At 58.6% G+C, this 23776-nt stretch carries 21 protein-coding genes; 8 read left to right on the top strand and 13 right to left on the bottom strand.

The window, feature by feature from the left end; genetic code table 11:
* Positions 1-10: 10 nt before the first annotated feature.
* The 11 genes from ABTV29_RS15405 to ABTV29_RS15355 form a co-directional block, all read right to left on the bottom strand.
* A complete protein-coding gene (locus ABTV29_RS15405) occupies positions 11-994 on the bottom strand; it encodes a fumarylacetoacetate hydrolase family protein (RefSeq protein WP_433771610.1) in 984 nt (327 codons plus the stop codon).
* Positions 991-1572 (bottom strand): cupin domain-containing protein, encoded by a 582-nt coding sequence (locus ABTV29_RS15400; RefSeq protein WP_433771609.1) that lies wholly within the window; start codon positions 1570-1572, stop codon positions 991-993. The genes ABTV29_RS15405 and ABTV29_RS15400 overlap by 4 nt, the downstream gene beginning before the upstream one ends.
* A 13-nt stretch (positions 1573-1585) precedes the next feature.
* On the bottom strand, positions 1586-2359 hold the full coding sequence (locus ABTV29_RS15395; RefSeq protein ID WP_433771607.1) for an SDR family NAD(P)-dependent oxidoreductase: 774 nt from the start codon (positions 2357-2359) through the stop codon (positions 1586-1588).
* The gene (locus ABTV29_RS15390) at positions 2356-3606 is read right to left on the bottom strand and encodes an MFS transporter (RefSeq protein WP_433771605.1); all 1251 of its coding nucleotides are present in this window, start codon (positions 3604-3606) and stop codon (positions 2356-2358) included. The genes ABTV29_RS15395 and ABTV29_RS15390 overlap by 4 nt, the downstream gene beginning before the upstream one ends.
* On the bottom strand, positions 3596-6070 hold the full coding sequence (locus ABTV29_RS15385) for an efflux RND transporter permease subunit (protein ID WP_433771603.1): 2475 nt from the start codon (positions 6068-6070) through the stop codon (positions 3596-3598). Before ABTV29_RS15385 ends, ABTV29_RS15390 begins: the two co-directional genes overlap by 11 nt.
* A 4-nt stretch (positions 6071-6074) precedes the next feature.
* Complete coding sequence (locus tag ABTV29_RS15380) at positions 6075-7181, bottom strand: WD40/YVTN/BNR-like repeat-containing protein (RefSeq protein ID WP_433771601.1); 1107 nt, start codon at positions 7179-7181, stop codon at positions 6075-6077.
* Positions 7182-7240: 59 nt separating this feature from the next.
* The gene (locus ABTV29_RS15375; RefSeq protein ID WP_433771599.1) at positions 7241-8629 is read right to left on the bottom strand and encodes a DUF1329 domain-containing protein; all 1389 of its coding nucleotides are present in this window, start codon (positions 8627-8629) and stop codon (positions 7241-7243) included.
* 12 nt (positions 8630-8641) lie between these two features.
* Entirely contained in the window at positions 8642-10339 is a 1698-nt protein-coding gene (locus ABTV29_RS15370; protein ID WP_433771598.1) for a DUF1302 domain-containing protein, read from the bottom strand.
* A gap of 57 nt (positions 10340-10396) precedes the next feature.
* The gene (locus tag ABTV29_RS15365; protein WP_433771596.1) at positions 10397-11521 is read right to left on the bottom strand and encodes an FAD-dependent oxidoreductase; all 1125 of its coding nucleotides are present in this window, start codon (positions 11519-11521) and stop codon (positions 10397-10399) included.
* Between the two features lie 87 nt (positions 11522-11608).
* The gene (locus ABTV29_RS15360) at positions 11609-12019 is read right to left on the bottom strand and encodes a Rieske (2Fe-2S) protein (protein WP_433771594.1); all 411 of its coding nucleotides are present in this window, start codon (positions 12017-12019) and stop codon (positions 11609-11611) included.
* 14 nt (positions 12020-12033) lie between these two features.
* Positions 12034-12972, bottom strand: coding sequence for a VOC family protein (locus ABTV29_RS15355; RefSeq protein ID WP_433771592.1), 939 nt, complete (start codon positions 12970-12972; stop codon positions 12034-12036).
* Positions 12973-13248: 276 nt separating this feature from the next.
* Between ABTV29_RS15355 and ABTV29_RS15350 the strand changes: the two genes are divergently transcribed.
* Together ABTV29_RS15350 and ABTV29_RS15345 are read left to right on the top strand one after the other, a co-directional pair.
* A complete protein-coding gene (locus tag ABTV29_RS15350) occupies positions 13249-14211 on the top strand; it encodes a LysR family transcriptional regulator (protein WP_433771590.1) in 963 nt (320 codons plus the stop codon).
* Positions 14212-14270: 59 nt separating this feature from the next.
* A complete protein-coding gene (locus ABTV29_RS15345; RefSeq protein WP_433771588.1) occupies positions 14271-15428 on the top strand; it encodes an alpha/beta hydrolase family protein in 1158 nt (385 codons plus the stop codon).
* A 78-nt stretch (positions 15429-15506) separates the two neighbouring features.
* Here the strand turns inward: ABTV29_RS15345 and ABTV29_RS15340 are convergent, their stop codons facing one another.
* On the bottom strand, positions 15507-15893 hold the full coding sequence (locus ABTV29_RS15340; protein ID WP_433771586.1) for a nuclear transport factor 2 family protein: 387 nt from the start codon (positions 15891-15893) through the stop codon (positions 15507-15509).
* Positions 15894-16153: 260 nt separating this feature from the next.
* On the opposite strand from ABTV29_RS15340, the gene ABTV29_RS15335 reads away from it, so the two are divergent.
* A complete protein-coding gene (locus tag ABTV29_RS15335; protein WP_433771584.1) occupies positions 16154-17503 on the top strand; it encodes an amidohydrolase family protein in 1350 nt (449 codons plus the stop codon).
* Between the two features lie 11 nt (positions 17504-17514).
* The gene (locus ABTV29_RS15330; protein WP_433771897.1) at positions 17515-17958 is read left to right on the top strand and encodes a GlcG/HbpS family heme-binding protein; all 444 of its coding nucleotides are present in this window, start codon (positions 17515-17517) and stop codon (positions 17956-17958) included.
* On the opposite strand, the gene ABTV29_RS15325 is transcribed toward ABTV29_RS15330, so the two are convergent.
* Positions 17916-18893: a LysR family transcriptional regulator gene (locus ABTV29_RS15325; RefSeq protein WP_433771582.1), complete on the bottom strand. Its 978-nt coding sequence runs from the start codon at positions 18891-18893 to the stop codon at positions 17916-17918. The genes ABTV29_RS15330 and ABTV29_RS15325 overlap by 43 nt on opposite strands.
* Before the next feature lie 221 nt (positions 18894-19114).
* On the opposite strand from ABTV29_RS15325, the gene ABTV29_RS15320 reads away from it, so the two are divergent.
* From ABTV29_RS15320 to ABTV29_RS15305, 4 genes are all read left to right on the top strand, one after another.
* The gene (locus ABTV29_RS15320) at positions 19115-20350 is read left to right on the top strand and encodes an FAD-dependent oxidoreductase (protein ID WP_433771580.1); all 1236 of its coding nucleotides are present in this window, start codon (positions 19115-19117) and stop codon (positions 20348-20350) included.
* Positions 20351-20514: 164 nt separating this feature from the next.
* Positions 20515-21468, top strand: coding sequence for a PDR/VanB family oxidoreductase (locus ABTV29_RS15315; RefSeq protein ID WP_433771578.1), 954 nt, complete (start codon positions 20515-20517; stop codon positions 21466-21468).
* Between the two features lie 86 nt (positions 21469-21554).
* The gene (locus ABTV29_RS15310; RefSeq protein WP_433771576.1) at positions 21555-22628 is read left to right on the top strand and encodes a Rieske 2Fe-2S domain-containing protein; all 1074 of its coding nucleotides are present in this window, start codon (positions 21555-21557) and stop codon (positions 22626-22628) included.
* Between the two features lie 27 nt (positions 22629-22655).
* Positions 22656-23720 carry a Rieske 2Fe-2S domain-containing protein gene (locus tag ABTV29_RS15305; protein WP_433771574.1) on the top strand — a complete coding sequence of 355 codons (1065 nt, stop codon included), beginning with the start codon at positions 22656-22658 and terminating at the stop codon, positions 23718-23720.
* Positions 23721-23776 lie beyond the last annotated feature (56 nt).

The raw sequence follows: 23776 nt of genomic DNA, 5'->3' as shown, positions 1-23776 counted from the left end.
ATGCCGCCCCTCAGCCTTGAGCCTGAACCACACGTTGGTCGATCGCGCCGAATAACGACTGGCCATCGCTGCCCAAGACATCCATCTGCACGCGATCACCAAAGCGCATGAAACCGGTTTGCGCGGCACCCTGTTCGATCATCTCGATGGCACGGCGCTCGGCAATGCACGCCGAGCCAGCGCTGCGGTCGGTATTCGATACAGTGCCGGAGCCGATCAACGTGCCCGCCCCCAGCCTGCGAGTCAGGGCGGCATGGGCGACCAACTGGCCGAAGCTGAAATTCATCTGCCCACCGTGTGGATGACCGAACCACTGATCGTTCCAATGGACCTGCAACGGCAAATGCACGCGCCCGTCGCGCCAGGCATCGCCCAGCTCATCCGGGGTGATGGCCAACGGGGCGAAGCTTGATGAAGGCTTGGCCTGCAAAAAGCCGAAACCGGTGCGCATTTCCCGTGGGGCCAACGCCCGCAAACTAACATCGTTGATCTGCAGAATCAGCTTGATATGCTGCATCGCCTGCTCGGCCGCACAGCCCATCGGCACGTCGTCCACCAACACCACGAACTCACCTTCGAAGTCGATGCCCTGCTGCTCGCTGGGCAGCACAATGTCGTCGCGCGAGCCAAGGAAATCGTCACCGGCGCCCTGATACATCAGCGGCGTATGTTCGACGCCATCGATCGGTTCCAGATTGAATGCCTTCTGCATCAAGGCACCATGGCTTAGGAACGCCGAGCCGTCACACCATTGGTAAGCACGCGGCAAAGGCGCCATGGCCTGGGCGGGATCGAAGGCAAAGGCATCGCTCGCCTGGCCCGCATTCAACTGGTTGGCCAACGCCTTCAGGCGCGGCTCGACGCTCTCCCAGTTTTCGATTGCCTGTTGCAAGGTCTGTGCAATGGAGCTGGCGTCCAGCGCCCGGGACAGATCCCGCGCAACCACCACCAGTTGGCCGTCGCGGCTGCCGTTTTTCAGAGTCGCGAGTTTCATACCGATGCTCCCTTGCTGTTGCTCAACTCAGCAGCAAAGCGTCCATCGAGAAGAATGAAAACCATGCGTGCCATGGCCTCCGTGCGGTTGCTCCAGGCGTGATTGGTGCCGCGTTGCACCACTACGTCGCCGCGTTTGAGGTGTACTTCGTCCTCATCCAGCACCAGCCACACCTCGCCTTCGGTGACGATTCCGTAGTCGAGGGTTTCGGTTCGGTGCATCAGCTTGTGTCGAGCGTTGGCCTGCCCAGTAGCGGCATGGGACTCACCGATTTCGGCGAACACCGCGGCGGCGCTTTCATCGCTGACCTGGTTCTGAACGCTGTCCGGTGGAATGTCCACTACACGAATCACACTGCCCTGTGGCCTGGGACTCAGTTGCAGCGGTTGGCTGCTTGGGTCGCCGGCGTTATCGAGGGGTGCCGGGCTGGTGCTGCTGTTCCACAGCTCATGAAACACTGTGCCGGGCACCGCCAATAGCGGAAATACATTCGGCGTCGGCCCACTACTGGCCACTATCGCCTGGCCTTGCGCGTTGTGGCCGGTGACCACTCTTTTGAATTCAGGAAGCGCTTGCATGGATGGTCCTCGTTCAGTTGCCATCGCCGATGGTGGTACCACCGTCGACCAGCAGATTTTGTCCGGTAATAAAGGCGCCTCCGGGGGCCGCCAGCAACAAGGCCAGGGCCGCCACTTCAGCGGCGGTGCCAACACGGCGTAACGGAGTCAACGCCAAGCGTTTTTCGATCACCGCCGGCTGGGTGGTGAGCGGTCGGGCGAAGTCGGTTTCGATCACGCCTGGGCTGATGGCATTAACCCGCACATTCGTCGGGCCCCACTCCACCGCCAGGTTGCGCGCCAACTGCGCCAGGGCAGCCTTCGACAGGCCATACAAACCCAGGCTTTTGTTGCCGCGCACGCCGGCAATGCTTGCCATCAACACCACACTGCCGCCGCCATTCGCCGCCATACCGGGCAGCAGCGAGCTGGTCAGCCAAATGGCGCTGCGCAGGTTGACCGTCATGGTCAATTCCCACTGCTGTTCGCTGGCACTGGCCAACGGTCCCATGTGGGGGGCGACACCGGCGTTGCACACCAGCGCATCGAGGCGGCCAAAACGCTTGAGCACCTGAAGGGCCAAATTCTCGACTTCGTGTTGCAAATTCAGGTCCGCCGGTAGCGGGCAGGCATCTATGCCCTCTTCGTGCAGCTCGGCTGCAACGCGTTTGCAGTCGTTGGCACACTCACTGCTGATCGCCAGGCGCGCGCCGGCCTGGCCATACTCACGGGCAATGGCCAAGCCAATGCCGCGAGTTGCACCCGTGATCAGTGCCACCTTACCGGCGAGGGAAAACAGCGCACTCATGATTGACCACCTTTAAAACGGGGTTGGGCCACGCCTTCGGTATTGACCAGCAGACCCGAGAGTCGGGGCACGGCCAGACAAAAAACCGCCACCAACAACTGCAGCCAACCGACAATGGCCAACGCATGGGGTAGCGCGGTGACGACGCCACCGGTCACGCCTACCACCACCAGGGGGCTGATGAATTCGCCGGCGAAGATAGCCGCGGTAAAACCACCCGCCGCCCGCCCGCGTTGATGAAAGTTGACTTGCGCCATGATCCAGGTGATCAGCGTTGGCAGCATCAAGCCGATGCCCAGGCCATTGATCGTCACAGCGACCACGACCTGCACATGGCTGGTGGCGTCTGACATCAACAACCCACCGACGCCCGCCAGCACGTAAGCGATCAACAACATGTGCTGCTCGCGCATCCCGCTGAACAAACGAAAACTCAGTGCCCCCACGAGCACCCCCAGTTGATTGGCACCCATGGTCATGCCTATCTGTTGCGGAGCATCCACCTGCAACAGATTGAGCAGGTAACCTGCCTGTACCGGCACAATGAACAGGCTCAAGCCCGCCAGCACTGCCAGAACATACATGGGCGCCAGCACGCGCCAGGGAAAACGGCCTTGGGGAGCAGCCGGCGTTGCGGGCTCAACCTGGGGCCGTGCCTGGGGCTCCCAAAGCTTCCAAGCCATCAGCGGCAGGAAGATCAAACCCACCGCATACAACGCAAACGGCATTCGCCAATCGTTCTGCCCCAGAAAACCACCCACAGCGATAAACACCGCCGCGGAAAGCGATGTGGCAACCATCTGCAAAGCAAACAACCGTTCACGTTTGGCGCCGCTGTAGTAGTCACCCATCAGCGTGGTACAGCAGGTCATGATGCCTGCCTCGGCCAGGCCGATACCGGCGCGACTGAGTACGATGGCCTGCAACGAGTCGAGCCACAGCGGCAGGACGCCGCAAAGCGCATACAAACCCATGCTCGCCAGTAGTAGTGGCTTGCGCCCGAGGCGGTCAGCGATCAGCCCGGCAAAGGGTGCCAGCAGAGCAATCATCAATGCCGGCAGGGTCAGTACGATGGGCACCAGCACGGCGCTGCCAGCCACGTCGGTAAAGTGCGCCTGCATGCGCGGCAACACCGGGGCCAGCAACACCGCGCCCAATACCGGCAAGCAGCTCCCCAGAAGAAGTAACAGCGATTGCGCCGTCCCGGCTTGTCGGCCAGCGTTTACAACAATGGATTCAGAGTCCATGGCAACTTTCCTTGGTGCGCAGATGATGGACGTCACCCCCAACAGGGATGACAGGCGCTGTCAGGTTGATCACATTGACCGGTTCAACCGCGCCGGCCGCCTTGCAGCGCAGAGGTAGCAGGAAGCACGCCAGCGCTGGCAGCAACACCAGGGCGCCGACCATGTTCCAGACGAACATGAAGGCCAGCAGCACACCCATGTCCGCCTGGAACTTGATCGGTGAAAAGATCCAGGTAGCCACACCAATGGCCAGGGTAATGCCGGTCAGCATCACCACCTTGCCGGTGGAAACCAGGGCACGGTAATAGGCTTCGGACAGGCTCGCGCCCTGGCGAAGATGGCCGAGCAGAATGCTCATCACGTACAGCGCGTAGTCGACACCGATGCCCACGCCCAGGGCGATGACCGGCAGCGTGGCGACTTTCACCCCGATGTTCAGCCAGACCATCAGCGCTTCACAGAGAATCGAGGTGACCATCAACGGAATCACCGCACAAACCGTCGCACGCCAGGAACGGAAGGTGATCAGGCACAGGACTATCACCGCGCCATACACCCAAAACAGCATTTCGCGGTTGGCCTGCTTGACCACAATATTGGTGGCGGCTTCGATGCCGGCATTACCCGCCGCCAGCAGGAACTGGACCTCCTCGGTGTTATTGGCCGCGGCAAACTTCTCCACGTGCTCAACCAGACGCGTCAGCGTCTCGGCCTTGTGATCGGTGAGATAGGCGTACAGCGTCAGCAGGCTGCAGTCTTCGTTGTACAACCCGCGTGGCGCGCTGGCGGTGATCATGTTGAGCATCGCCTGGTTGTTCTGCAGTTCGTACCACTTCGGATTGCCTTCGCTGAGGCCGACCAACATGCGACGGTTGAGCAGTGCCAGGGAGTTGGTTGAATCCACGCCCGGTAAGGAACGCAGTTGCCAATCCAGGGCGTCGACTTTGGCCAGGATGTCGTAGCGCGCACAGCTGCTGGCCGGGGTTTTCACCATCACCGCGAACAAGTCGCTGCTGGCACCGTAATGACGGGTGAGAAACGCATCGTCCTGGTTGTAGCGCGAGTCCGCCCGCAGCTCTGGGGCACCGGCGTCGAGGTCGCCGATTTTCAATTGCAGACTGACCAGGAAACCGACTGCCGCCAGGGCGAGGCTGATCGCGATACACAGGCTGGCCCAACGGCGCCGGGTGAACAGATCCAGAAAGCGCCAGAAAGCATGGCGCTGCTGACCCGCCTGCTCGGACTGTTCGCTTTTGAGGCTCAGTTGTGCCGCACGCGGCGTGACGCCGACATAGGAGAGCAGCACGGGAAGCAGGATCAGGTTGGTGAAGATCAGCACCGCCACGCCGATACTGGCGATTACGGCGAGGTCCTGAATGACTTGAATCTTGATCAGCATCAGCACCGCAAAACCCACGGCATCACAGAGCAACGCCGTCAGCCCGGCCAGGAACAGGCGCCGGAAGGTGAAGCGCGCAGCGACCACACGGTGCATGCCACGGCCGATGTCCTGCATGATGCCGTTCATTTTCTGCGCACCGTGGCTCATGCCGATGGCAAACACCAGGAACGGCACCAGCACTGAGTACGGGTCCAGTTGATAGTTGAGCAGTGGCAGCAAACCAAGCTGCCAGACCACTGCAACCAGCGAGCAAAACACCACCAGCAATGTGCTGCGCAGGCAGCGGGTGTACCAGAAAAGCACGGCCGTAGTGATCAGAATCGCGACGGCGAAGAACAGCAAAATCTGTCGCAAGCCAGCAATCAAGTCACCCACTTTCTTTGCAAATCCGGTGATGTGGATCTCGACTTTTTCGCTTTGATAGGTGCTGCGCAACGATTCCAGCTGATCAGACAGTGTCGAGTAATTGAGTGGCTGGCCATCGGACGTGTTGGCCAGCAACGGCACGTAGATGATGCTGGATGTCTGGTCCAAAGCGACCAACTGACCGAGCTCATTGGAGCGTTGCACATTGCGCCGCAATGCCTCGAGGTTGGCTTGGGTGCCGCTGTAGTCATCGGGAATTACCGGACCGCCGTCCAGGCCGTCTTCGGTCACGGCCACCCAGCGGGTGGCTGGCGTCCATAACGACTTCATGTACGCGCGATCGACACCTGGCAGCAGGTAAAGCTTGTCGCTCAGTGCTTGAAGGGTTTTCAGATACTCAGCGTCGTAGATATCGCCGTGCCGGTTAGCCACCACAATGCGCAAGGCATTACCCAAGCCGGTGAGCTGCTTCTGGTGCTCAAGGTAATTGGCAATGTAGGGCTGCTGGGTCGGGATCATCTTCTCGAAACTGGCGTTCAACTCGATACGCGTCGCTTGATAACCCAGCACCAGGGTGGTCACCACGCAGACCAGCAATACCCACAGGCGATGGTTGAACAGCGTGCGTTCAACCACTGAACCGGAACGTGGATCGAAATTCGCCAGGCTTGCCTTGGCGTCGTCAAATGACTTCATAACCTCACTCCGAAGCAGTAGCGATTGGCGCCGAAACTCGCGCCAGACCAGTGAAGCCCGCCAGCACCAAGGTGCCGTCTGCGGCCTGAATCACGCTGGCAACAGGCATGCCCAACGGCGGGCCATAAGGCTTGAGCAATGCGCCTGGCTGGTTGCTGGTGCGAAACAGCGCGCCGGCTTGATTGACCAGCAGTAACTGGCCGTCATCGGTGCGAATGGCGTCACTAAAGGAAATAGGCATCGGAACCGGCGCGGCCTCAAAGCTCTCGCCAAGGTCGTTGGAGACAAACGCATTGCCCTTCAGGCCGGCTGCCAACAACCTCCCATCGTCGCGGGTTTGCAGCGCAAAGAAGCTGCCCGCGTAAGGACTTTCGAGCGAAGTGAAGGACTGACCCGCATCATCGGATCGCGCCAGATAACCCTGCTCGCCAGCGATAAACCAGTGCTCGCCCTGGCGCGCGATGGCATAGAGATGAGCCCCCATCGGATTGTCGATTTGCCCTATCAACGAATGCCAGGTGCGGCCACCATCTTCGGTCTGGAATGCCAAACCATAGGCACCGACAATCAGGCCGTGTTTGTCATCGATAAACTTGAGCGCGAGAAAGGGTTTGTCCGGGCCTTCATCGACAAAACGTTCAGCGGTTTGCACCCGTGCAGCGGCTGCGTCCTGATCGGTCGCGGTGGGCAGTTGCTGCCTGGCAGTTTGCAACTCGAGTTGCGCTGCACGAACTCCGTCCAGCTGCACGTTCCAGTGTTCACCGCCGTCGTGCGAGGCCAGCACGACACCGGCATGACCGACCGCCCAGCCCGTATTGGCATCCGTAAACTGCACCGCCGTCAGACTGACCGAGACCGGTACTACGGCCTGACGCCAACTCATGCCGTTATCATCGGACAGCAGCACGATGCCCCGCTCCCCCACCGCCACCAGTCGCGCCCCGGCATGGGCCAGGTCCAGCAACACCGCATGTCGCGCCTGCGGTGCCAGCATCGCCGGCGTGTTCAGCGCGTCACCCACCGGAGCGGCCTGCGCCAGGCTCAAGGGCAACGCCAAAGGCAGTGCCATAAGCCATACCAGCCGACCAACCACCTGACAGATTCTGTTCATGACCAACCTCGAAACCTGTGAAACCGGATCACGATCCGCAGACCGTGATCCGGTCTGACTCAACGAACCCCGGCACCCGCCATCGCCGCAGGTGAAAACTCGGACGCCTTGTAACGATCGACCAGACCGTACTGCTCAGGCAGGCCGGTGTAGACGTTCTGGATAAACCAGGCGCCGGAGGTCAGGTCGTAGAAGCCCGAAGATAGTTGCGCTTGTGCTGGCAGATCCGGCATGACTGCCGGCAACGACCACAGCGTCTTGGCCAACTGACCGTTGGCGTCCCAGCGATCGCCCAGCATGGCCTGCCAGGTGTCTTCGTCGAGGTAGTAGCGACCCTTCGGCAATTGGTGACGTTTACCCGGTGCCAGGTCTGCCTCTACAACCCAGACCCGGTGCAATTCCCACCGCACAAAATCCGGATTCATGTGATGTGCAAGGAACAGGTCTTCAGGTTTGCTGGCGGTTTGCACTTTGTTGGTGTTGTAGGGGATGTACATCTCCTGCTTGCCTACCAGTTTCCAATTGAAGCGGTCCATGCGGCCCTGGAACACACTCAACTCGTCGAATGACATCACCCCGGCAGTTGCCGGTGTCGGCGTATCGCAGCAGGCATTGGGCAGCTTGCGCACACGGCGTTGACCGGTCAGGTAGACGTGCGCCTGGGACAGGTCGCCATTGAGGTTGGTGCGACCCATGATCTGCTCGCCGGCACGCAGCGGTGGGCCGATGTTGAGCAGACGGAACAGCCAATAATCGCCGGCGAAGGACTCCGGCGAACCCTCCTGGTAGTAATACGGCATCTCCTGAATGGCTTGGCCGTCGGTGGTCATCACCTGCTTGCCATCGGCGGTCATCAGGTAGTGGCGGAAATGCATGGAAACCGAGGTGCCACGCCAGTTAAGCAGGTGGTTCCACATGGCTTCGGCGCCGTTGCTCGGCACCGGGAACGGAATGCCGCCAAAAGCGCCTTGCGGAACAGGGCCAGCACTGCTGTCGACCAACTTGGCGCGCGTGGCGTTTTTCAGCGTGTTGTCATATACCCACTGCGGCGCGGCAGCAGTGCGACGGGTCGGGTAGACATCGATGCGATAGGTTTCCGGAAAACGCTTGAACATCTCCTTGGTGCCGTCGCTGAGTTTTCCGGCGTACTGCGCGAGATTTTTCGAGGTGATGCTGAACAACGGTTTGTCCGCGGCAAACGGATCGGAGCGCTTGCCACCTTCTTTGTACGAAGGATCAACCTTGGTGTAACCACCGTCCCAGGCGGGAATGGAACCGTCGGCATTGCCGGCGCGTTCGGCACCGAACGGAGTGAGGGATTTGGACAATTTCGCCGCGTCTTCAGCCGTAGCGGCCATCGTCAGCTGGCTGCAAACGGCCAGGCTGCCCAGCAGTGCGAAACAAAGGGCTTTGAGCTTGAAGGCACAGGCTTTCTTGTTGTTGGTCATGCGCAAGTCCTCTTAAAACGTGGTCTTGACGGAGAAAGCCAGGTAGTCCCGGTCTTTCAGCGATTGCAGGTAAGTGAACTGGTTGGCAGCGTCGAGGTTGGTGCCCTCGGGGCCGTAGTAATGCGTGTAGGTCAAGCCCGCCGTCACTCGGTCCAGGTAGGTAGCCGTAATGCCGATGTTCATATCGCCGCCGTTATCCGGGCCGAAAGAGCTGACAACCGCCGATTTACCCATCGGGAAATAGCTGAGGCCGACCGGAATGCTGATATCGATGCCTGGGAAAAACTGGCGGTAGGTTGGCGTGTAAACCATCTTCATACCGACTCCATCGCGGGTGGCGTTGGGATCGAGGGCGGAGTGGTTCTTGGTGACACTCAGCAGGCGGTTCCAGGCGACCTCACCAACAAATGCCGACTCCTGCGCGAGGAAGTTCGGGCCGAAGGAGGCCAGGACATTGAGGTTGACGTGGGCAGTGCGGCCGACGGCGTACAACGGATTGCTGTCGTTGTCCGCCTCTACGCCCGGCAGCACGGTCTGACCGTTGGAAACCAAAGGCATGTTCCAACGCATCGAAGCTTCACCGGCAAAGCTGTATTCATTGACCGTGGTCGAAAAGCTGGTACCAAAGGCGCGGATGTCTTCCGGGTAGACCCAGTAGTAATCGCCGATTTGCCCGGTACTGAAGTTCGGTGCCCCGGTGCTGGGCCGCAGATACAGCTTGGGCGTCTTGTCGTGGTACTGGATCGCGTAAAGGCCGTATTCAACGGTTTCTGCGTTGTACTTCAACTGCAAGCCGCCCTGCCCCGAGCTTCTCGCCTCTTTGTCATTGCCATGGAAGAAAGCCGCCGGGCTGCCTGGATTGCCACCGAGGAATGCAGGAAATGGCGCACCGACGATCAGGCGCTCGTTGCCTTCACCAATGGTGTCACTGACAGAGAAGTAACTTCCCGCACCTGGCAGACGTGTCTGTTCCCATTCGAACTGATAGAACGCGCCAAGCGACACGTCATCGGTCATTTGAAAAGTGCCCGACAGCTGACTGACCGGCATGGTGATTTCCTTGAACTGGGTATTGGGCACGGACTGGGCTTTCACCACGTCGACCGGTGCCATGCCACCCGCAATGCCGTTGGCACCGAAGAACAGACTCTCACCCCAGATCAGCCCGTGACGACCGGCGCGTACCGATGTAGCGCGATCTGCCACTTCACCGTTCCAGTACACAAATGCGTCAAGCAATTCGCCATTACCGCCGTGCAGGTGGCGGGTATCATCGGTAAATTCGTCGTACGCCACCGAGCGCGCGTTGGCACGTGTCGGGTCGTTGTTATCGTTGTCTTGTTGATATTCGGTGTCGTACCAGGCGGCACCACTGAGGCGGGCGCCGACATTTTTGAACGACATATCCAGTTCGGAAAGGATGTCCATGCGGTTGGAGATCAAGCCTTTTTTGAAAGCGCGATCACCGTCGTCCTGGTTGAGCGCAACCTGACCTTCAGTCAATTTGTGGCTTGGATTCTGGGTTCGCCACGCCGAGCTGTATTTGACCGTGTTGTCCCAGCGCAGGTTGAAATCGGGGTTGCCTGTGTCCACCTGAAAAGCATGTGCAGCCTGGCTGCACATCACCAACGCCGCGGCCAAACTGAAACCAAAGGGTGCAGACAAGCTGACCTGGCGGCGCGCGAGCGTCGCAGTCGTGGAGCTAACCATCGCGTTAACCTCTTGTTTTTATAGTGGTAACTGCTGTGGATGAACGGCTATGTTTGATCAGATAGGTTCAGCCGTGCGCGCGAGCATCTGCTTGACCAGGCCGATGCGATCGAACTCGCGGTCGTGCTGCATCTCCTTGTCGCCGGCCAACACCGAGCTTTCGCTGATGTATTTGCAACGCTCGAAACGACGAGCCATGAAACGCTCGAGCTGCTGCTCGACATTGCCATCACGGGTCAGCTCTTCACTGAGCACGATGGCATCTTCAATCGCCATGCCGGCGCCCTGGCCGAGGTGCGGTGTAGTGGCATGGGCGGCATCGCCGATCAGCAGGACGCGACCGCGATACCAGGGCTCGTCGACGAAAATCACTTCCATCGGTTTGTAAACCACCTGACTGCTGTCGGTGATCTGCTCACGCAATTCGCCGATCAGGCCCGTGAACCCTTGCAAGCGCTGGCGCATTTGCTCGGCCAGGGTGGCCGGGTCCATCCAGGGATTGGATGGTTCGTGGGAAGTGAGAAACAGGTACATCAGATCGCCAGCCAGCGGCACCAGCCCGGCATTGCCGTCGGCGCTCTGGTAGTTGGCAAGATGGTCGATTTGCGCAACACGTGGAAAGTTGTAGCGCCACACCGACTGACCAGTGAACCGTGGCTTATAGGTGTCGCCAAACAGCAGATCGCGAACCTTGGAAAACAAACCATCGGCGCCCACTACCAGGTCGTAACTACCGCGGTTGCCATCGGTAAACAGGACTTCGACGCTGTCGCCCTGGTCGTTCAAGGATTCCACGCTGAGTCCAAGGCGTACGTTGGCGCCCAGTTCCAGAGCGGTTTCACTCAGGACCTTATGCAGGGCCAGACGCGAGATGCCGACGTTCGCGGGATACTCAGGCCCTGCCAGTCGTTGGCCCGGAATACGTGCCAGTTGCTGACCGGCCGGGCCATAAATGGCGACGTCTTCAAAGGCATATGCCGCATCGAGGTAACCGTCGAGCACGCCCAACTTGGCCATCTCGCGAACCACGTTGCTCTGTTGGATGATGCCGACACCGTATACCGTCCACTGCGACTTGAGTTCGATCAGATCGACCTCAACGCCTTTGCGTCGCAGCGCGATGGCTGCACACAAACCACCAATACCACCGCCCACGATCAGAACTTTGTTCACTGCTCTCATGGCATTCTCACTTCTTATTCTTGTGTGTCGATGCAGCGCCAGGCACTGCGTCGTTGGGTCCAGCTTCCGGGCAAACCAGGGATTTGACTAATCGTGAGTAGGGATGCGATGTATCGCGCCACGCGATACCTCGTTTTGTCCCTGCTGCATCGCCAAGCCAGTCACTTTCAACACAAGCCAGCCCTCCTGCGGATACCACTCCAGCGCCTCCAGTCTCTGGCCCAGACACGGGCCGTAGACGCATTCACCGGTCTGCGGCAGAAACTGCGCGCCGTGGGCGTAACAGACAATCAACTGGCCGTCGGCGGAGAGAAAACGGTCTTTTCGGTACTCCAGGCGCACGTCCAGATGCGGACAACTGTTGCGATAAACTCGCACCTGACCCTGGTGCAGCAGGGCAAAAACACTGTCTCTGCCGCGCTGCAACGGATCGAATCCGCGTGCCTGCCCTTCCACCAATTCATCCAGCCGGCACAGCCAATAATCCTCATGGCCCATGCTGAAACTCGCACTCAACCCTGTTTCGGTGGCGGGCCACCGGGCGCCCATTTTTCTTTCGAGGTGAACAGGAACAACTGCGAGTTATCCGCCGACAGTGGCGCGCGGCGTGCCTCCCAGGCGTCATCGTGCTTGTCCATGTCGGCGTCGTATTCGATGTGGCAACCCAGCGGACTGTTGAAGTACCAGAACCAGTTGGAGCCAAAGAGGTGGCGGCCAGGGCCCCAGAAGCTGGTCCAGCCTTTTTGCTCGAAGCGTGTACCAGCCAACAGCACCTCGGTGCCGCTGCCCATGTGGAAGGTGAAGTGCTCGCAGCCCTTCATGTGCGGCGGCGTCTGAATCATGAACAGGCAATGATGATCGTCGGAGCCCGCCGGGCGCATGAACGGTCCGGCGCCGATAAAGGTGTCGGTGGTTCGAAAGCCCAATCGCTCGGCGTAGAACGCTTCAGCCTTGGCCGCGTCAGGGACGAAATACACCACGTGGGACAAGGTGCGCGGCACGGCACTCATATCGGGCGTAATGCCTGGCTGGTTCAACGGGCGTTGCGGCGAATGGCCTGCAGCGTTGGTCAAATCATCCGCTGCGCTGTATGGCTTGCGGACAGTGACCTGGAATGCGATTGCAAATCCCATGTCATCGACACTGTGCAACACCCCGTTCTCACGGGTGACCAGGCGATCGCGCGCCAACTCGTCCTCGATGGCGTCGAGGTCCGCCGCGCTGGCAACGCCGTAAACGGTCTCGCGAATTGACGGCCCCGGACCAATGGCAGCAGGAAGATTCGGATCGTCTGCATGGCGAATGATCACGGCGGTGCCGTCGAGTGCTTCAAAGCGCCCGCCATTGTTGTCGACGTCAACAGGCGCGAGGCCGTAATCACGCAGGCAATCGGTACAGGCTTGGATGTCATCGACGCCAAAGATCAGGGCATCAAGGCCAATGATGTTCATGGCTACCACTCCATTGAAATTATGATCCGGAGACCGCTGCCGAGAGCTCGATAGGCCGCTTGGCGATGCCTGGAATCCGGTGGTGGTGTCGGCAAGAGGTCCGACTGCGGCGAAGATTGACGCGAGGTATGACAGCTGACTAATCGTGTCTCGGGATGCGACCTATCGGGAAACGCGATACCTGAGATCGCTGACGCCAGGTCACAGGCGGGGTTGACGCGGCGATGTAATCGTCCGAATGTATCGCGAAAATAAATACAACAATGGACGTGCCTGATGCGTTTCAATCATCTGGATTTGAACCTGCTGGTGGCGCTCGACGTGCTGCTTGAAGAGCAGAACATCACCCGCGCTGCCGAACGCCTGCATATGACGCAATCAGCTACCAGCGGTGTGTTGGGGCGCCTGCGAACCTACTTCGAAGACGAACTGCTGGTGCAGGTGGGGCGAAAAATGCAGCCCACACCTTACGCATTGGAACTGGGTAAACCGGTGCGCGAAGTGCTGTTGACGATCCAGTCCTCGATTACCGCCAAACCCGTGTTCGCCCCCACTGAAAGCAAACGGCATTTCCGTTTGGTGACGTCGGATTACCTGATCAGCGTGCTCTTCGCCCAGGTCATTCAGAAGATTCACCAGGAGGCGCCCAACATCACTTTCGAGATGCTTGGTCCTGGTGACAACGCCGCTGAATTGCTGATTCGCGGGGAGGTCGATCTAATGATCGTGCCTGAGCGCTACATCATCGATGGGCATCCATCGCAGCTGCTTTTCGAGGAAGATCACGTCTGCGTGGTGTGGCAAGGCAATACGCAAGTCGGCGACAGCCTGACCCTGGAGCAGTACATGGAAATGGGCCATGTCTCCGTTGGTTTTGGTCGCAGCCGACACATGAGTATCGAAGAGTGGTTCATGAACCAGTACGGTTTCAATCGCCGAATTGAAGTCATTACCAACGACTTCAACACCCTGCCCCAGCTGGTGCTTGGCACCCAACGTATCGCCACCATGCACCAGCGTCTGGCGCGCTTGTACGCCGAGTACCTGCCGCTGCGTATCCTGCCACCACCGGTCAAGATCCCGGTCATGCGCGAATTCATGCTCTGGCACCGCAGTGTGGATGGTGACCCGATGCATCGCTGGTTACGCGAGCGTATAAGCGAATTCATCCAGCATCTGGACCAGGCTCCCATCGCCTTTCGCGATACCTCCCATCCCGCGTCGCGATTGGCCAAATAGTCGGGTCGTCCTTAACTTGCCTTGCAATCGCCAAGGCAACCACAAGGACAACAACAATCATGTTCCGCTATTTCCCAACCAACTATGTGTGGAATCTTTCTGTCGACCTGGCCATAGAGATGGGCGCCCGCATGGGTGAAATCGAAGAGATGTGCGCGCCGCTGCAAGATGCCGCCAGACAACCCGACGCTGCAGGTACCAAAGCGTTCCGCGAAACCTGGGCGAAGATGGCCGACAAACTCTGTGGCCTGGCCGAAGAGGACGAAGGAAATGGCCGGCTCCTGTCCGCGGGAGAAAAATACAACCGCGCCGCCACTTACTACCTCACCTGCGAGCGCTTGCAAGCTCATGGCGCACCAGGCCGAACCGAGCTGTACCAGCGTTTTTTGCAGACCTTCAAACGCGGCATCGAGCTGTCGCAGGAGAACTGCGAACGGGTTGAAATCCCTTATGAGGGCAAGCTCATTTCCGGGCTTTTGGTGCGCGCCGAAGGCGTTAATGGACCGGCACCGATCCTGGTCCAGGTCAATGGTCTGGACTCCACCAAAGAGATGAAATATCGCGTCGGCCTGCCCGCCTGGCTGGCAAAACGCGGCGTGTCTTCATTGATCATCGATCAACCTGGAACCGGCGAAGCACTGCGCCTGCACAATCTGACTGCTCGTTACGACAGCGAGCACTGGGCCAGTCGCGTGGTTGACTGGCTGGAAACCCGCAGTGATGTGGATGCCAAGCGTATTGGCCTGGAAGGCGTGTCACTGGGCGGTTATTACTGCCCGCGCGCAGTAGCCTTTGAGCCGCGTTTTGCCTGCGGCGTGGTGTGGGGTGCCAACCATGACTGGCGTGATGTGCAAAAGCGTCGCCTGGAAAAAGAAGGCAGTTTCCCCGTGCCGCACTATTGGTCGCATGTGTGTTGGGTGTGGGGCGCCAAAGATGTCGATGATTTCATGGCCATCGCCGAGAACGTGCATCTTGATGGCGTGCTGGATCGGATCAAGGTGCCGTTCCTGGTGACCCACGGAGAACAGGATTCGCAGATCCCGCTCAAGTGGGCACACCGTACCTACGAACAACTGGTCAACAGCCCTAATCGCGAACTGAAAATATTCACCGAACGCGAAGGTGGCGTGCAGCACTCCAGCTTCGACAACAGTATCAACGCCGGGCAATACATCGCTGACTGGGTTGCCGAAAACCTGGGAGGACGTACGGCCTGACACGCCTGGCACCACACACAGCAAAACGCCGGATAACCTTGTGGTTATCCGGCGTTTTGCATTAACGGGCTAACGTATTCAGCTTGGCGAACGCGTGGCGTGGAACGAGCTGATCTGCCAACCCTGGGCACCATGCACCCAGACCTGCGTGGCAAAACCTTCGCCACGAATCGGCTGATCGCCGCCACGCTTTTGCAACGTATTGCATTGCTCTCCCGTCATGATTGCCAGGCGCTCACCATAGAAACGAACCTGTAACTCGCCGCGCTCAATGGCCAAATACTGTACGGCGCTTTGCGCGTATTCGAGATAATCGGCCTTGCCTTGCACAAGACCGGTGGTGTGCACATACACCAAATCATCGGCGAACAACTCGGCGACGCGTGGGTAATCCTCTTCGACCAATGCTCGGCGGCGCGCGTGTTCCAGATCCAGCAGTTGGTTTTTTACAGTGGCGTTGGGCATCTCGGTTGCTCTCTGTTGGGTGATAAGCGCGCACCATAGACAGCCAATCCTGCGGATGAAAATCGCCGATCGCGATGCCACCCATCAGCATTTTCGATACCCCATCCGCAGGTTCGTAGATCGCGCTGACACCCTTGGTATTGCGAGCATTCGGCAGCTATTGACGCCATCAATACGCAAGCATCGATGCAATCTGCTGGTGGTGCCCCCGGCAGAGCCATAGCCTCGTTTCGCATAAAAATCAGCGAAGTGAGCACGCCATGAACGCCCTGCACCTCAAATGCCAAACCCTTTTCGACGGCACCGGCCTGGAAACCCGCCAGCAGCAAACCCTGGTGGTCGAAAACGGCCTCTTGAGTTATGTCGGCCCTACAGCGTCAGCGCCTCAGTCTCGTCCAGGGGATACCGTACTGGATGCGGGCGACGACTTTGTCATGCCGGGACTGGTGGATGTGCATACCCACCTGGCGTTCGGCAATGCACAAAGCGAGGAAGACATTGATATCTGGACCAGTGACGAGTTTCGCGCCCTGCGTGGCATGTTCTTCGCGCAACACGTACTGGCTGCCGGCGTCACCAGCATGGTCTGCCCCGGTGACAGCGGCCAGCTCAGTATCGCCGTACGCAATGCCATCGCGGCAGGTTTGTACGAAGGTCCGCGCATCGCGGCCAGCAGCCGGGTCATTACCAATCGCCAGAGCCTCAACGACTGGTTCCCGAGCCGTGTTGGCGCCCCGGAATACTTCACCGCGCGACTGGTCAGCAGCCGCAGCGAGGCGTTGGCGGAAATTCGCAAGCAGGCCAAGGACGGCGTCGACCTGATCAAGATCGCCATGGATGGCACCCACCGCCGCCCGAATGGCGAAATCATCGCGGCATTCACGGCCGAAGAAACTTACGAAATGGTTGAGGAAGCGCATCGAATGGGTTGCAAAGTGGCGACTCACGCCTATGGCCGCGAAGCGGTGATGTACGCCGCACGCGCAGGGGTTGATCTGGTGTTCCACGCCTTCTACATGGACGACGCGTGCATCGAGGCCTTGCTCGAAGCCGGCAGCATCCTGGCGCCAACCATGACCTTCCCACAGAACACCGTGGACTTCTGCCAACCCCACGATCCGGCCATCAGTACGGGTTACGCCGGCTACTGCGCACGCACGCTGGAAGTCGGTTCGGCGGTGCTCAAACGCGCCAAGGCCGCCGGGGTGCCTTTCGCCTGTGGCAGCGACAGCGGTTTTGCGGTGACTCCTTACGGTGAGTGGCACGCTCGGGAACTTGAGCTGCTGGTCACCCGACTGGGCTTTACGCCAGCCGAAGCGCTGTATGCCGCCACAGCGGTTGGCGCACGCTGCATGCCCCGCGGTGAAACCCTCGGTTCTCTGGAAGTGGGCAAACAAGCGGACTTCCTGTTGCTCAACGGGTCACCGCTAGACGATATCCGTATTCTGCAAGACCGCTCCCGCCTCAAGGCCGTCTACAAGGCCGGCCAGCCCGTGCGCATGGAGCGCAGCCCCTACAACCCCAAACAAGTGTCCGATTTCAACTCGCTGAAATGGACTGACCTCTACACCCGCGACCGCGTTGCCCAACTGGGTAAGTGGGCACTATGAGTACCCAGTCCATGCATGAATTGAATCTACTGACTGCCACAACCATCGCCGGCAACGCTATTGGTGTTGCGCGAGAGTCGGGCTTCAAGCCCCTGGCCGTCGCTGTGCTGGATGCGGCTGGCCATCCTTTGGTGATCCTGCGCGATGAACGCGCCAGTTTTCTTCGCCCACAAATTGCCACCGGCAAGGCACGCGGTTGCCTGGGGATGGGCTTTGGTGGACGTGAGTTGGCGCGACGCGCGCAAGCGGTGCCGGCGTTTTTTGATGCAATCAACAGCCTGACGGGCGGCGAGGTTATTCCCGTGGCGGGTGGCGTACTGATCCGCAATGACGTGGGGCAAATTCTCGGAGCCATCGGCATCAGCGGCGACACCTCGGACAATGACGAGCACTGTGCGATACAGGCCATCGCTCAGGCAGGGTTGATGGCCGACAACGGTGATCCGGCCACTTGATTAATCTTCTGAAGATCAAGTTGCGCGGCCTGCTCCAGCAAGAGGCCGCGAAACCACCGCATCGCCGGATCATGATCCTGATAGGGATGCCATTGCAGCACTTGAACTGCTTCGGGGAACGCCAGCGGTGCCGGATGAATACGCAGCGGATAATACTGAGCAAAGCGCTCTGCCTGCCGACGGAAAACGGTGGCGATCCGCGCAGTACCGACGATGAATTCCGGCATCAGTACAAAGCTTTCAAGGGTCACCGCCACTCGCCGTTGAATGCCCAGTTCATGCAGGTTCATCGCATCCATCGCCAGATTTCGCCCATCGGCAAACTCACGCGCCACGTGGTCGGCAGCGCAGTAATCGGCCAGGGTCAACTGCTGGGCGTACTGTGGTTGCCGTGCGCAGACGATACAACAGAGCTCATCAGTCATGATCGGTACTTGGGGGTAAGCAGGGTTCAGTCGTCGCTGAGGCACGATCACACAATCACTGCGGCGATAGTCGAGCGCCTCGCTGACCACGTCGCCGTCTCGCGGCACGGGCATGTCCCGCAGACTCAGGCGCACGCCAGGGGCGACTCGCGCCAACTCAAGGCTGACCGCCGGCAGCAGTACCCCGGCCACGTAATCGGAAGCCACCACGGTGAAATGCCGCTCGCAGGCGGCAGGATCGAAACTCACTGGCGCATCGACTATCTCCCGCGTCAGTGCCAGAGCTTCACGCACCTTGGGAAGCAGTTCCAAGCCCAATGCCGTGGGCTCCAGACGCCGACCGATCTGAACCAGCAAAGGGTCATTGAAATGCTCACGCAAGCGTCCGAGCGCCGAACTGGTCGCCGACTGGCCTAGGCACAAACGTTCGGCTGCCCTGCTGACACTGCACTCACTGAGCAAGGCATCCAATGCAACCAACAGATTCAGGTCCAGGCGTCGATAGCGCATGCTTTTTCCGTTGCCGATTCATGCAGGAGTGTTCGCTGGCACGCTCCCGGATTCGTGTTCACAACTCAAACAACAAATCCAGATACCTGTCATCGTGGTTGGCGATACCTCCCAGCGAAAGTTGCGATTGGCCCGATCACTGCTCCGCCCGTTATCGTTACCTGCATGCGCTAATCGACATCCACGACGCACAGATAAAAACAAGAGCGAGGCAGAGGCAGATGGGTACTAACGTGAAAGCACCGATCAGTTTGGGGACCAAGGGCAAGCGGGTGGCAATCATCGGTGCGGGACCGGGAGGGATTGCAGCCGGCGTGGCTTTGACCAAGGCAGGCTTCGACGTCAAGGTTTTCGAAAGGCACCCGGAACTGCGCCCTTTAGGTGGAGCAATCATTCTCAACGCTACCGGGATCGTCATCCTTCGTGGGTTGGGCGTACAGGTAGACGACATATTTGCTGCAGGCCTTCCCGAGTTTCGCCGGCATGATGGTCGAGTGCGAGTCAACTTTGATATCGATATGGACCTGATGAAACAGGCCGGGGTTACCGGCTGGCAATCAGGAATGATGCGCAGCGAACTCTACGAACGCCTGCTGGCAGCGGCTCCTGCCGACATGGTCAAGCCCAGCCACACTTTCACCCACTATCAAGAACACAGCGATGGTGTGACGGTACATTTTGCCGAGGGCCAAAGCTATGAAGCAGATCTGGTGATTGGCGCCGACGGCGTTCAGTCCAAAGTACGTGAGCAGCTTTGGGGGCCTTCAGAGCTTAAACACCTGGGTATCGCCGTATGGCTGGGCTGGTGTGAGCTAACAGGTCCGGAGCGCAAGAAAATCGTTATTCAGCACAACCACTCCTACCAGATGGGCTTTGCACCACTACGGTACAAAGGAAAGGATTGCTTCGAATGGTGGTTTGTGGAGAAGTGCGCAGAAAATCAGGCGGAACCCGCCAACCCGGCAGCCTACGTCCAGGAGCGAATCAAAGACTTTTCGTATCCGGCCCCACAAATTCTCGAGGCTACTGACACTTCGCATAACTTGTTCCGTTGGGTAGTGAAATATCGCGCCCCACTCAAGCAATGGTCGAAGGGCCGTTTGACGATCATGGGCGACGCAGCTCACCCGACTTCCCCCTACGCGGCTTACGGCGCGGGCATGGCGATCGAGGATGCATTCTTCCTCGCCAAATACCTGCAAGGGCGCGATCTCAGCAATCTGCAGGCTCTCAATGGCGGGCTCAAGCGCTACGACGATCAACGTGTCGACTACACGAATCAGACCACGGCATTCGCGCGCTTTTTGGGCCGCCTGTACCACGGGGTGCCTGCCCCCTTGAATCGCCTGCGCGATCTGTTCCTGGATCACTCCAGCCTGCCTGGAAAGATGATCAGCAAAGGGGTGACAAGCGAAGCGCAAGCTTTACTGCGGGCCGTGCTCAGTCCCGTAGATTGAGTCCTTCGGACGCCGGGAGGTATCCGCACTCCGGATACCTCGCATCCAGACAAACGATTTGTTAGCTCCCCCTCGCCTTCCTACTCTCGCACTTGCCACCAATCACTGCGCCGTCAGAAGACGGCCATGATTCGGCGGTGGACGTCATTTGAGGAATTACAACGATGCTAGAAGTCATTGTCGGCCATAAAAACAAAGAGGCCGAGGGCATTTACAGTTATGAATTGGTCGCTCTGGATGGAACTTCCTTGCCGCCTTTCAGCGCGGGATCCCATGTGGATGTTCATCTTCCAAACGGTTTGGTGCGCCAATACTCTCTCTATAACTCACCCGATGATCATCAGCGCTACCAGATTGCCGTACTACTTGATCCTGCCTCCCGCGGTGGCTCAAGCACCATGCATGACCTCGTTCAAACGGGAAGCTGCCTAAGAATCAGTGAGCCTCGAAACTTGTTCCCTCTGGAAGGTGCCGCAACCAAGTCGATCCTTTTTGCGGGAGGTATAGGCATCACCCCCATTCTTTGCATGGCAGAGCGGTTGACTGAGGCAGGTGCGCGTTTCGAACTCCACTACTGTTCCCGCTCCGAAGACCGGACGGCCTTCGTCGAACGCCTTCGCAGTTCGCCCTTTTCCGAGCATGTCCACCTCCATTTCGACGATGGGGATTCGGCCCAAAAACTTTCGACTGAAGCTGTCCTCGCCAGTGTTGATCCGCAGGACCACCTGTATGTGTGTGGACCCGGTGGTTTCATGGAGTTTGTGCTCAACGAGGCGCGCAGGTATGGCTGGACAGAAAATCAGCTCCATCGCGAATATTTCAGCGCTGCCGTCACTGCCAAAGATGATCACGGCAGCTTTGAAGTAAAACTCGCCAGTAGTGGTACTTCGTACTTCATTCCTGCAGATCGAAGCGTCGCAGAAGTGCTCATCGAGGCGGGTATTGATATTCCGTTGTCCTGTGAACAGGGCATTTGCGGAACATGCATGACCCGAGTCATCCAGGGTATTCCAGACCACCGCGACATGTTCATGACCGAATCGGAACACGCCGTGAACAATCAATTCACACCCTGCTGCTCGCGCTCCAGAACGCCATTGCTGGTTCTGGATATCTGAACCCATAAACCCCAACGCTCCAACGCTTCTTACCCAGCTGCAGTTATTCGCACTGGAGGGCGAAATAATAAAAAAGGAGACCGATCGTGAAAGCAGTGCCTATTCAGCAGTTCGACCCCAAAAACGCCTCTGAGCCAGCTGGCTTTCCAAAGGATCAATGGTATGTGGCAGGCTTTTCCTGGGAGCTGAAAGACAAGCCCGTCGCTCGAACGCTCCTCAGCCAACCGTTGGTACTTTTCCGTGACAAAGAGGGCAAGGCTTCGGCCCTCGAAGACCGCTGCTGCCACCGCGCACTCCCCCTATCGCTTGGCACACTTGAAGATGGGGCGATCCGCTGCGGCTACCACGGCCTGCTCTTCAATGGCCAAGGCCAGTGCCTGGAGATTCCCGGCCAGGTAAAAGTACCTGGTCAAGCGCGAGTGCGAGCATTCCATGTGGTCGAGCGCGACCAAATCATCTGGTTGTGGCATGGAAAAAAACCGACGGACTTACCGTTGAGTCCCCCGCCAGAGTATCCACATCACTCTAGTGGAAAGTACCTCTTCGACGGCGACGTGTATCACTACCAGGCGCCTTGGCAGCTCATCCACGACAACCTGCTGGATCTCAGTCATTTGGGTTACGTGCACCTGCATACCATCGGCGGCAACGCGAAGATCCATATGAACGCACAGATGCAAGTCACCGGTGATGAAAGTGCCGTTCGTGTAGTGCGGTACATGCCCGACTCTGAACCGCCACCCACCTACACGGCGGCCTATCCATTCAAAGGTCGAATCGACCGCTGGCAGGAGATCGAATTTCACCTGTCACATCTCTTGATCTGGACAGGCGCGGTTGACGCTGGAAGCGAGCCGGTGACGGACCCAGACCGGGGCGGCTTTCACATGCGAGGGTTCCACGGAATCACCCCAGAAACCGAGACGACCTGCCACTACTTCTGGACGATGGCGACCAACCCGGTTTCGGACCCCGAGGGAACCAAACGCAAAGTCATCGAGCAGACCGCACTGACCTTCGATGAAGACAAACAGATCATTGAGGCTCAATACGCCAACATGTTCCGCTTCGGCGCAAAACCGATGATCGACATTCACGTCGACGTCGGCCCCAACCGGGCACGGCGTATCGTCGATCGACTTATGAAAGACAACCCGTAACCAACAATAAAAACTGTAGGTACGCCCATGTTTCCGAAGAACGCCTGGTACGTCGCCTGTACACCTGATGAGCTAGCCGCGAAGCCGTTAGGCCGACAAATCTGCGGCGAGAAAATTGTTTTCTACTATAGCCATGAAAACGCGGTGATGGCCGTCGAAGACTTTTGCCCCCACCGTGGGGCCCCGCTTTCTCTCGGCTTTATCGATAACGGAAACCTGGTATGTGGTTATCACGGGCTGGTTATGGGGGGAGATGGCGTGACCGTCTCCATGCCCGGGCAGCGGGTGCGCGGCTTCCCCTGCAACAAGGTCTATGCAGTCGTCGAGCGCTATGGCTTTGTTTGGGTGTGGCCTGGAGATCAAGCCAAGGCTGATCCAGACCTGATCCACCACCTGGAGTGGGCGGTAAACGACGGATGGGCCTATGGAGGTGGGCTATACCACATCAATTGTGAATACAGGCTCATGGTCGACAACCTCATGGACCTGACACACGAGACTTACGTCCACGCTTCCAGCATTGGGCAAAAAGAAATCGATGAGGCACCGCCAGTGACCACGGTTGAAGGCGATGTGGTTGTGACGGCCCGACATATGGAAAACATCTCGGCGCCCCCATTCTGGCGCATGGCATTGCGTGGCAATGGTCTGGACGATGACGTACCTGTGGATCGCTGGCAGATCTGCAAATTTACCCCCCCGAGCCACGTGATGATCGAGGTAGGTGTCGCCCACGCGGGAAAAGGTGGCTATCAAGCAGACCCACAGCATAAAGCCGCCAGCATCGTCGTGGACTTCATCACCCCAGAGACAGAAACGTCCATCTGGTATTTCTGGGGCATGGCGAGAAACTTCAACCCCAAAGACACCGAACTAACAGCAAGTATCCGGGAAGGACAAGGAATGATCTTTGCGGAAGATTTGGACATGCTGGAAATGCAGCAAAAAAATCTTCTGGATCATCCGGACAGAAAACTGCTGAAACTCAACATTGATGCAGGGGGCGTACAGGCCCGCCGTGTGATTGAAAGGGTACTTGCGCGCGAGCGTGAAAGTGAAAGCTCTCCATTGATCGCGACTCAAGCCGATTAGTCAAAGAATCAGGGAAGTTGCCGGCTGTTCACTAGGAGGACACTTTACGCAAGAAG

Source organism: Pseudomonas putida (assembly GCF_050989985.1).
GTDB lineage: Bacteria > Pseudomonadota > Gammaproteobacteria > Pseudomonadales > Pseudomonadaceae > Aquipseudomonas > Aquipseudomonas putida_AI.
Note: the sequence above shows the minus strand (reverse complement) of the source record. Positions and strands in the feature narration are given on the sequence as shown.

Excerpts from the sequence above, each read along its gene's own strand:
- ABTV29_RS15405 (WP_433771610.1), bottom strand. The coding sequence starts at position 994 with ATGAAACTCGCGACTCTGAAAAACGGCAGCCGCGACGGCCAACTGGTG.
- ABTV29_RS15400 (WP_433771609.1), bottom strand. The coding sequence starts at position 1,572 with ATGCAAGCGCTTCCTGAATTCAAAAGAGTGGTCACCGGCCACAACGCG.
- ABTV29_RS15395 (WP_433771607.1), bottom strand. The coding sequence starts at position 2,359 with ATGAGTGCGCTGTTTTCCCTCGCCGGTAAGGTGGCACTGATCACGGGT.
- ABTV29_RS15390 (WP_433771605.1), bottom strand. The coding sequence starts at position 3,606 with ATGGACTCTGAATCCATTGTTGTAAACGCTGGCCGACAAGCCGGGACG.
- ABTV29_RS15385 (WP_433771603.1), bottom strand. The coding sequence starts at position 6,070 with ATGAAGTCATTTGACGACGCCAAGGCAAGCCTGGCGAATTTCGATCCA.
- ABTV29_RS15380 (WP_433771601.1), bottom strand. The coding sequence starts at position 7,181 with ATGAACAGAATCTGTCAGGTGGTTGGTCGGCTGGTATGGCTTATGGCA.
- ABTV29_RS15375 (WP_433771599.1), bottom strand. The coding sequence starts at position 8,629 with ATGACCAACAACAAGAAAGCCTGTGCCTTCAAGCTCAAAGCCCTTTGT.
- ABTV29_RS15370 (WP_433771598.1), bottom strand. The coding sequence starts at position 10,339 with ATGGTTAGCTCCACGACTGCGACGCTCGCGCGCCGCCAGGTCAGCTTG.
- ABTV29_RS15365 (WP_433771596.1), bottom strand. The coding sequence starts at position 11,521 with ATGAGAGCAGTGAACAAAGTTCTGATCGTGGGCGGTGGTATTGGTGGT.
- ABTV29_RS15360 (WP_433771594.1), bottom strand. The coding sequence starts at position 12,019 with ATGGGCCATGAGGATTATTGGCTGTGCCGGCTGGATGAATTGGTGGAA.
- ABTV29_RS15355 (WP_433771592.1), bottom strand. The coding sequence starts at position 12,972 with ATGAACATCATTGGCCTTGATGCCCTGATCTTTGGCGTCGATGACATC.
- ABTV29_RS15350 (WP_433771590.1), top strand. The coding sequence starts at position 13,249 with ATGCGTTTCAATCATCTGGATTTGAACCTGCTGGTGGCGCTCGACGTG.
- ABTV29_RS15345 (WP_433771588.1), top strand. The coding sequence starts at position 14,271 with ATGTTCCGCTATTTCCCAACCAACTATGTGTGGAATCTTTCTGTCGAC.
- ABTV29_RS15340 (WP_433771586.1), bottom strand. The coding sequence starts at position 15,893 with ATGCCCAACGCCACTGTAAAAAACCAACTGCTGGATCTGGAACACGCG.
- ABTV29_RS15335 (WP_433771584.1), top strand. The coding sequence starts at position 16,154 with ATGAACGCCCTGCACCTCAAATGCCAAACCCTTTTCGACGGCACCGGC.
- ABTV29_RS15330 (WP_433771897.1), top strand. The coding sequence starts at position 17,515 with ATGCATGAATTGAATCTACTGACTGCCACAACCATCGCCGGCAACGCT.
- ABTV29_RS15325 (WP_433771582.1), bottom strand. The coding sequence starts at position 18,893 with ATGCGCTATCGACGCCTGGACCTGAATCTGTTGGTTGCATTGGATGCC.
- ABTV29_RS15320 (WP_433771580.1), top strand. The coding sequence starts at position 19,115 with ATGGGTACTAACGTGAAAGCACCGATCAGTTTGGGGACCAAGGGCAAG.
- ABTV29_RS15315 (WP_433771578.1), top strand. The coding sequence starts at position 20,515 with ATGCTAGAAGTCATTGTCGGCCATAAAAACAAAGAGGCCGAGGGCATT.
- ABTV29_RS15305 (WP_433771574.1), top strand. The coding sequence starts at position 22,656 with ATGTTTCCGAAGAACGCCTGGTACGTCGCCTGTACACCTGATGAGCTA.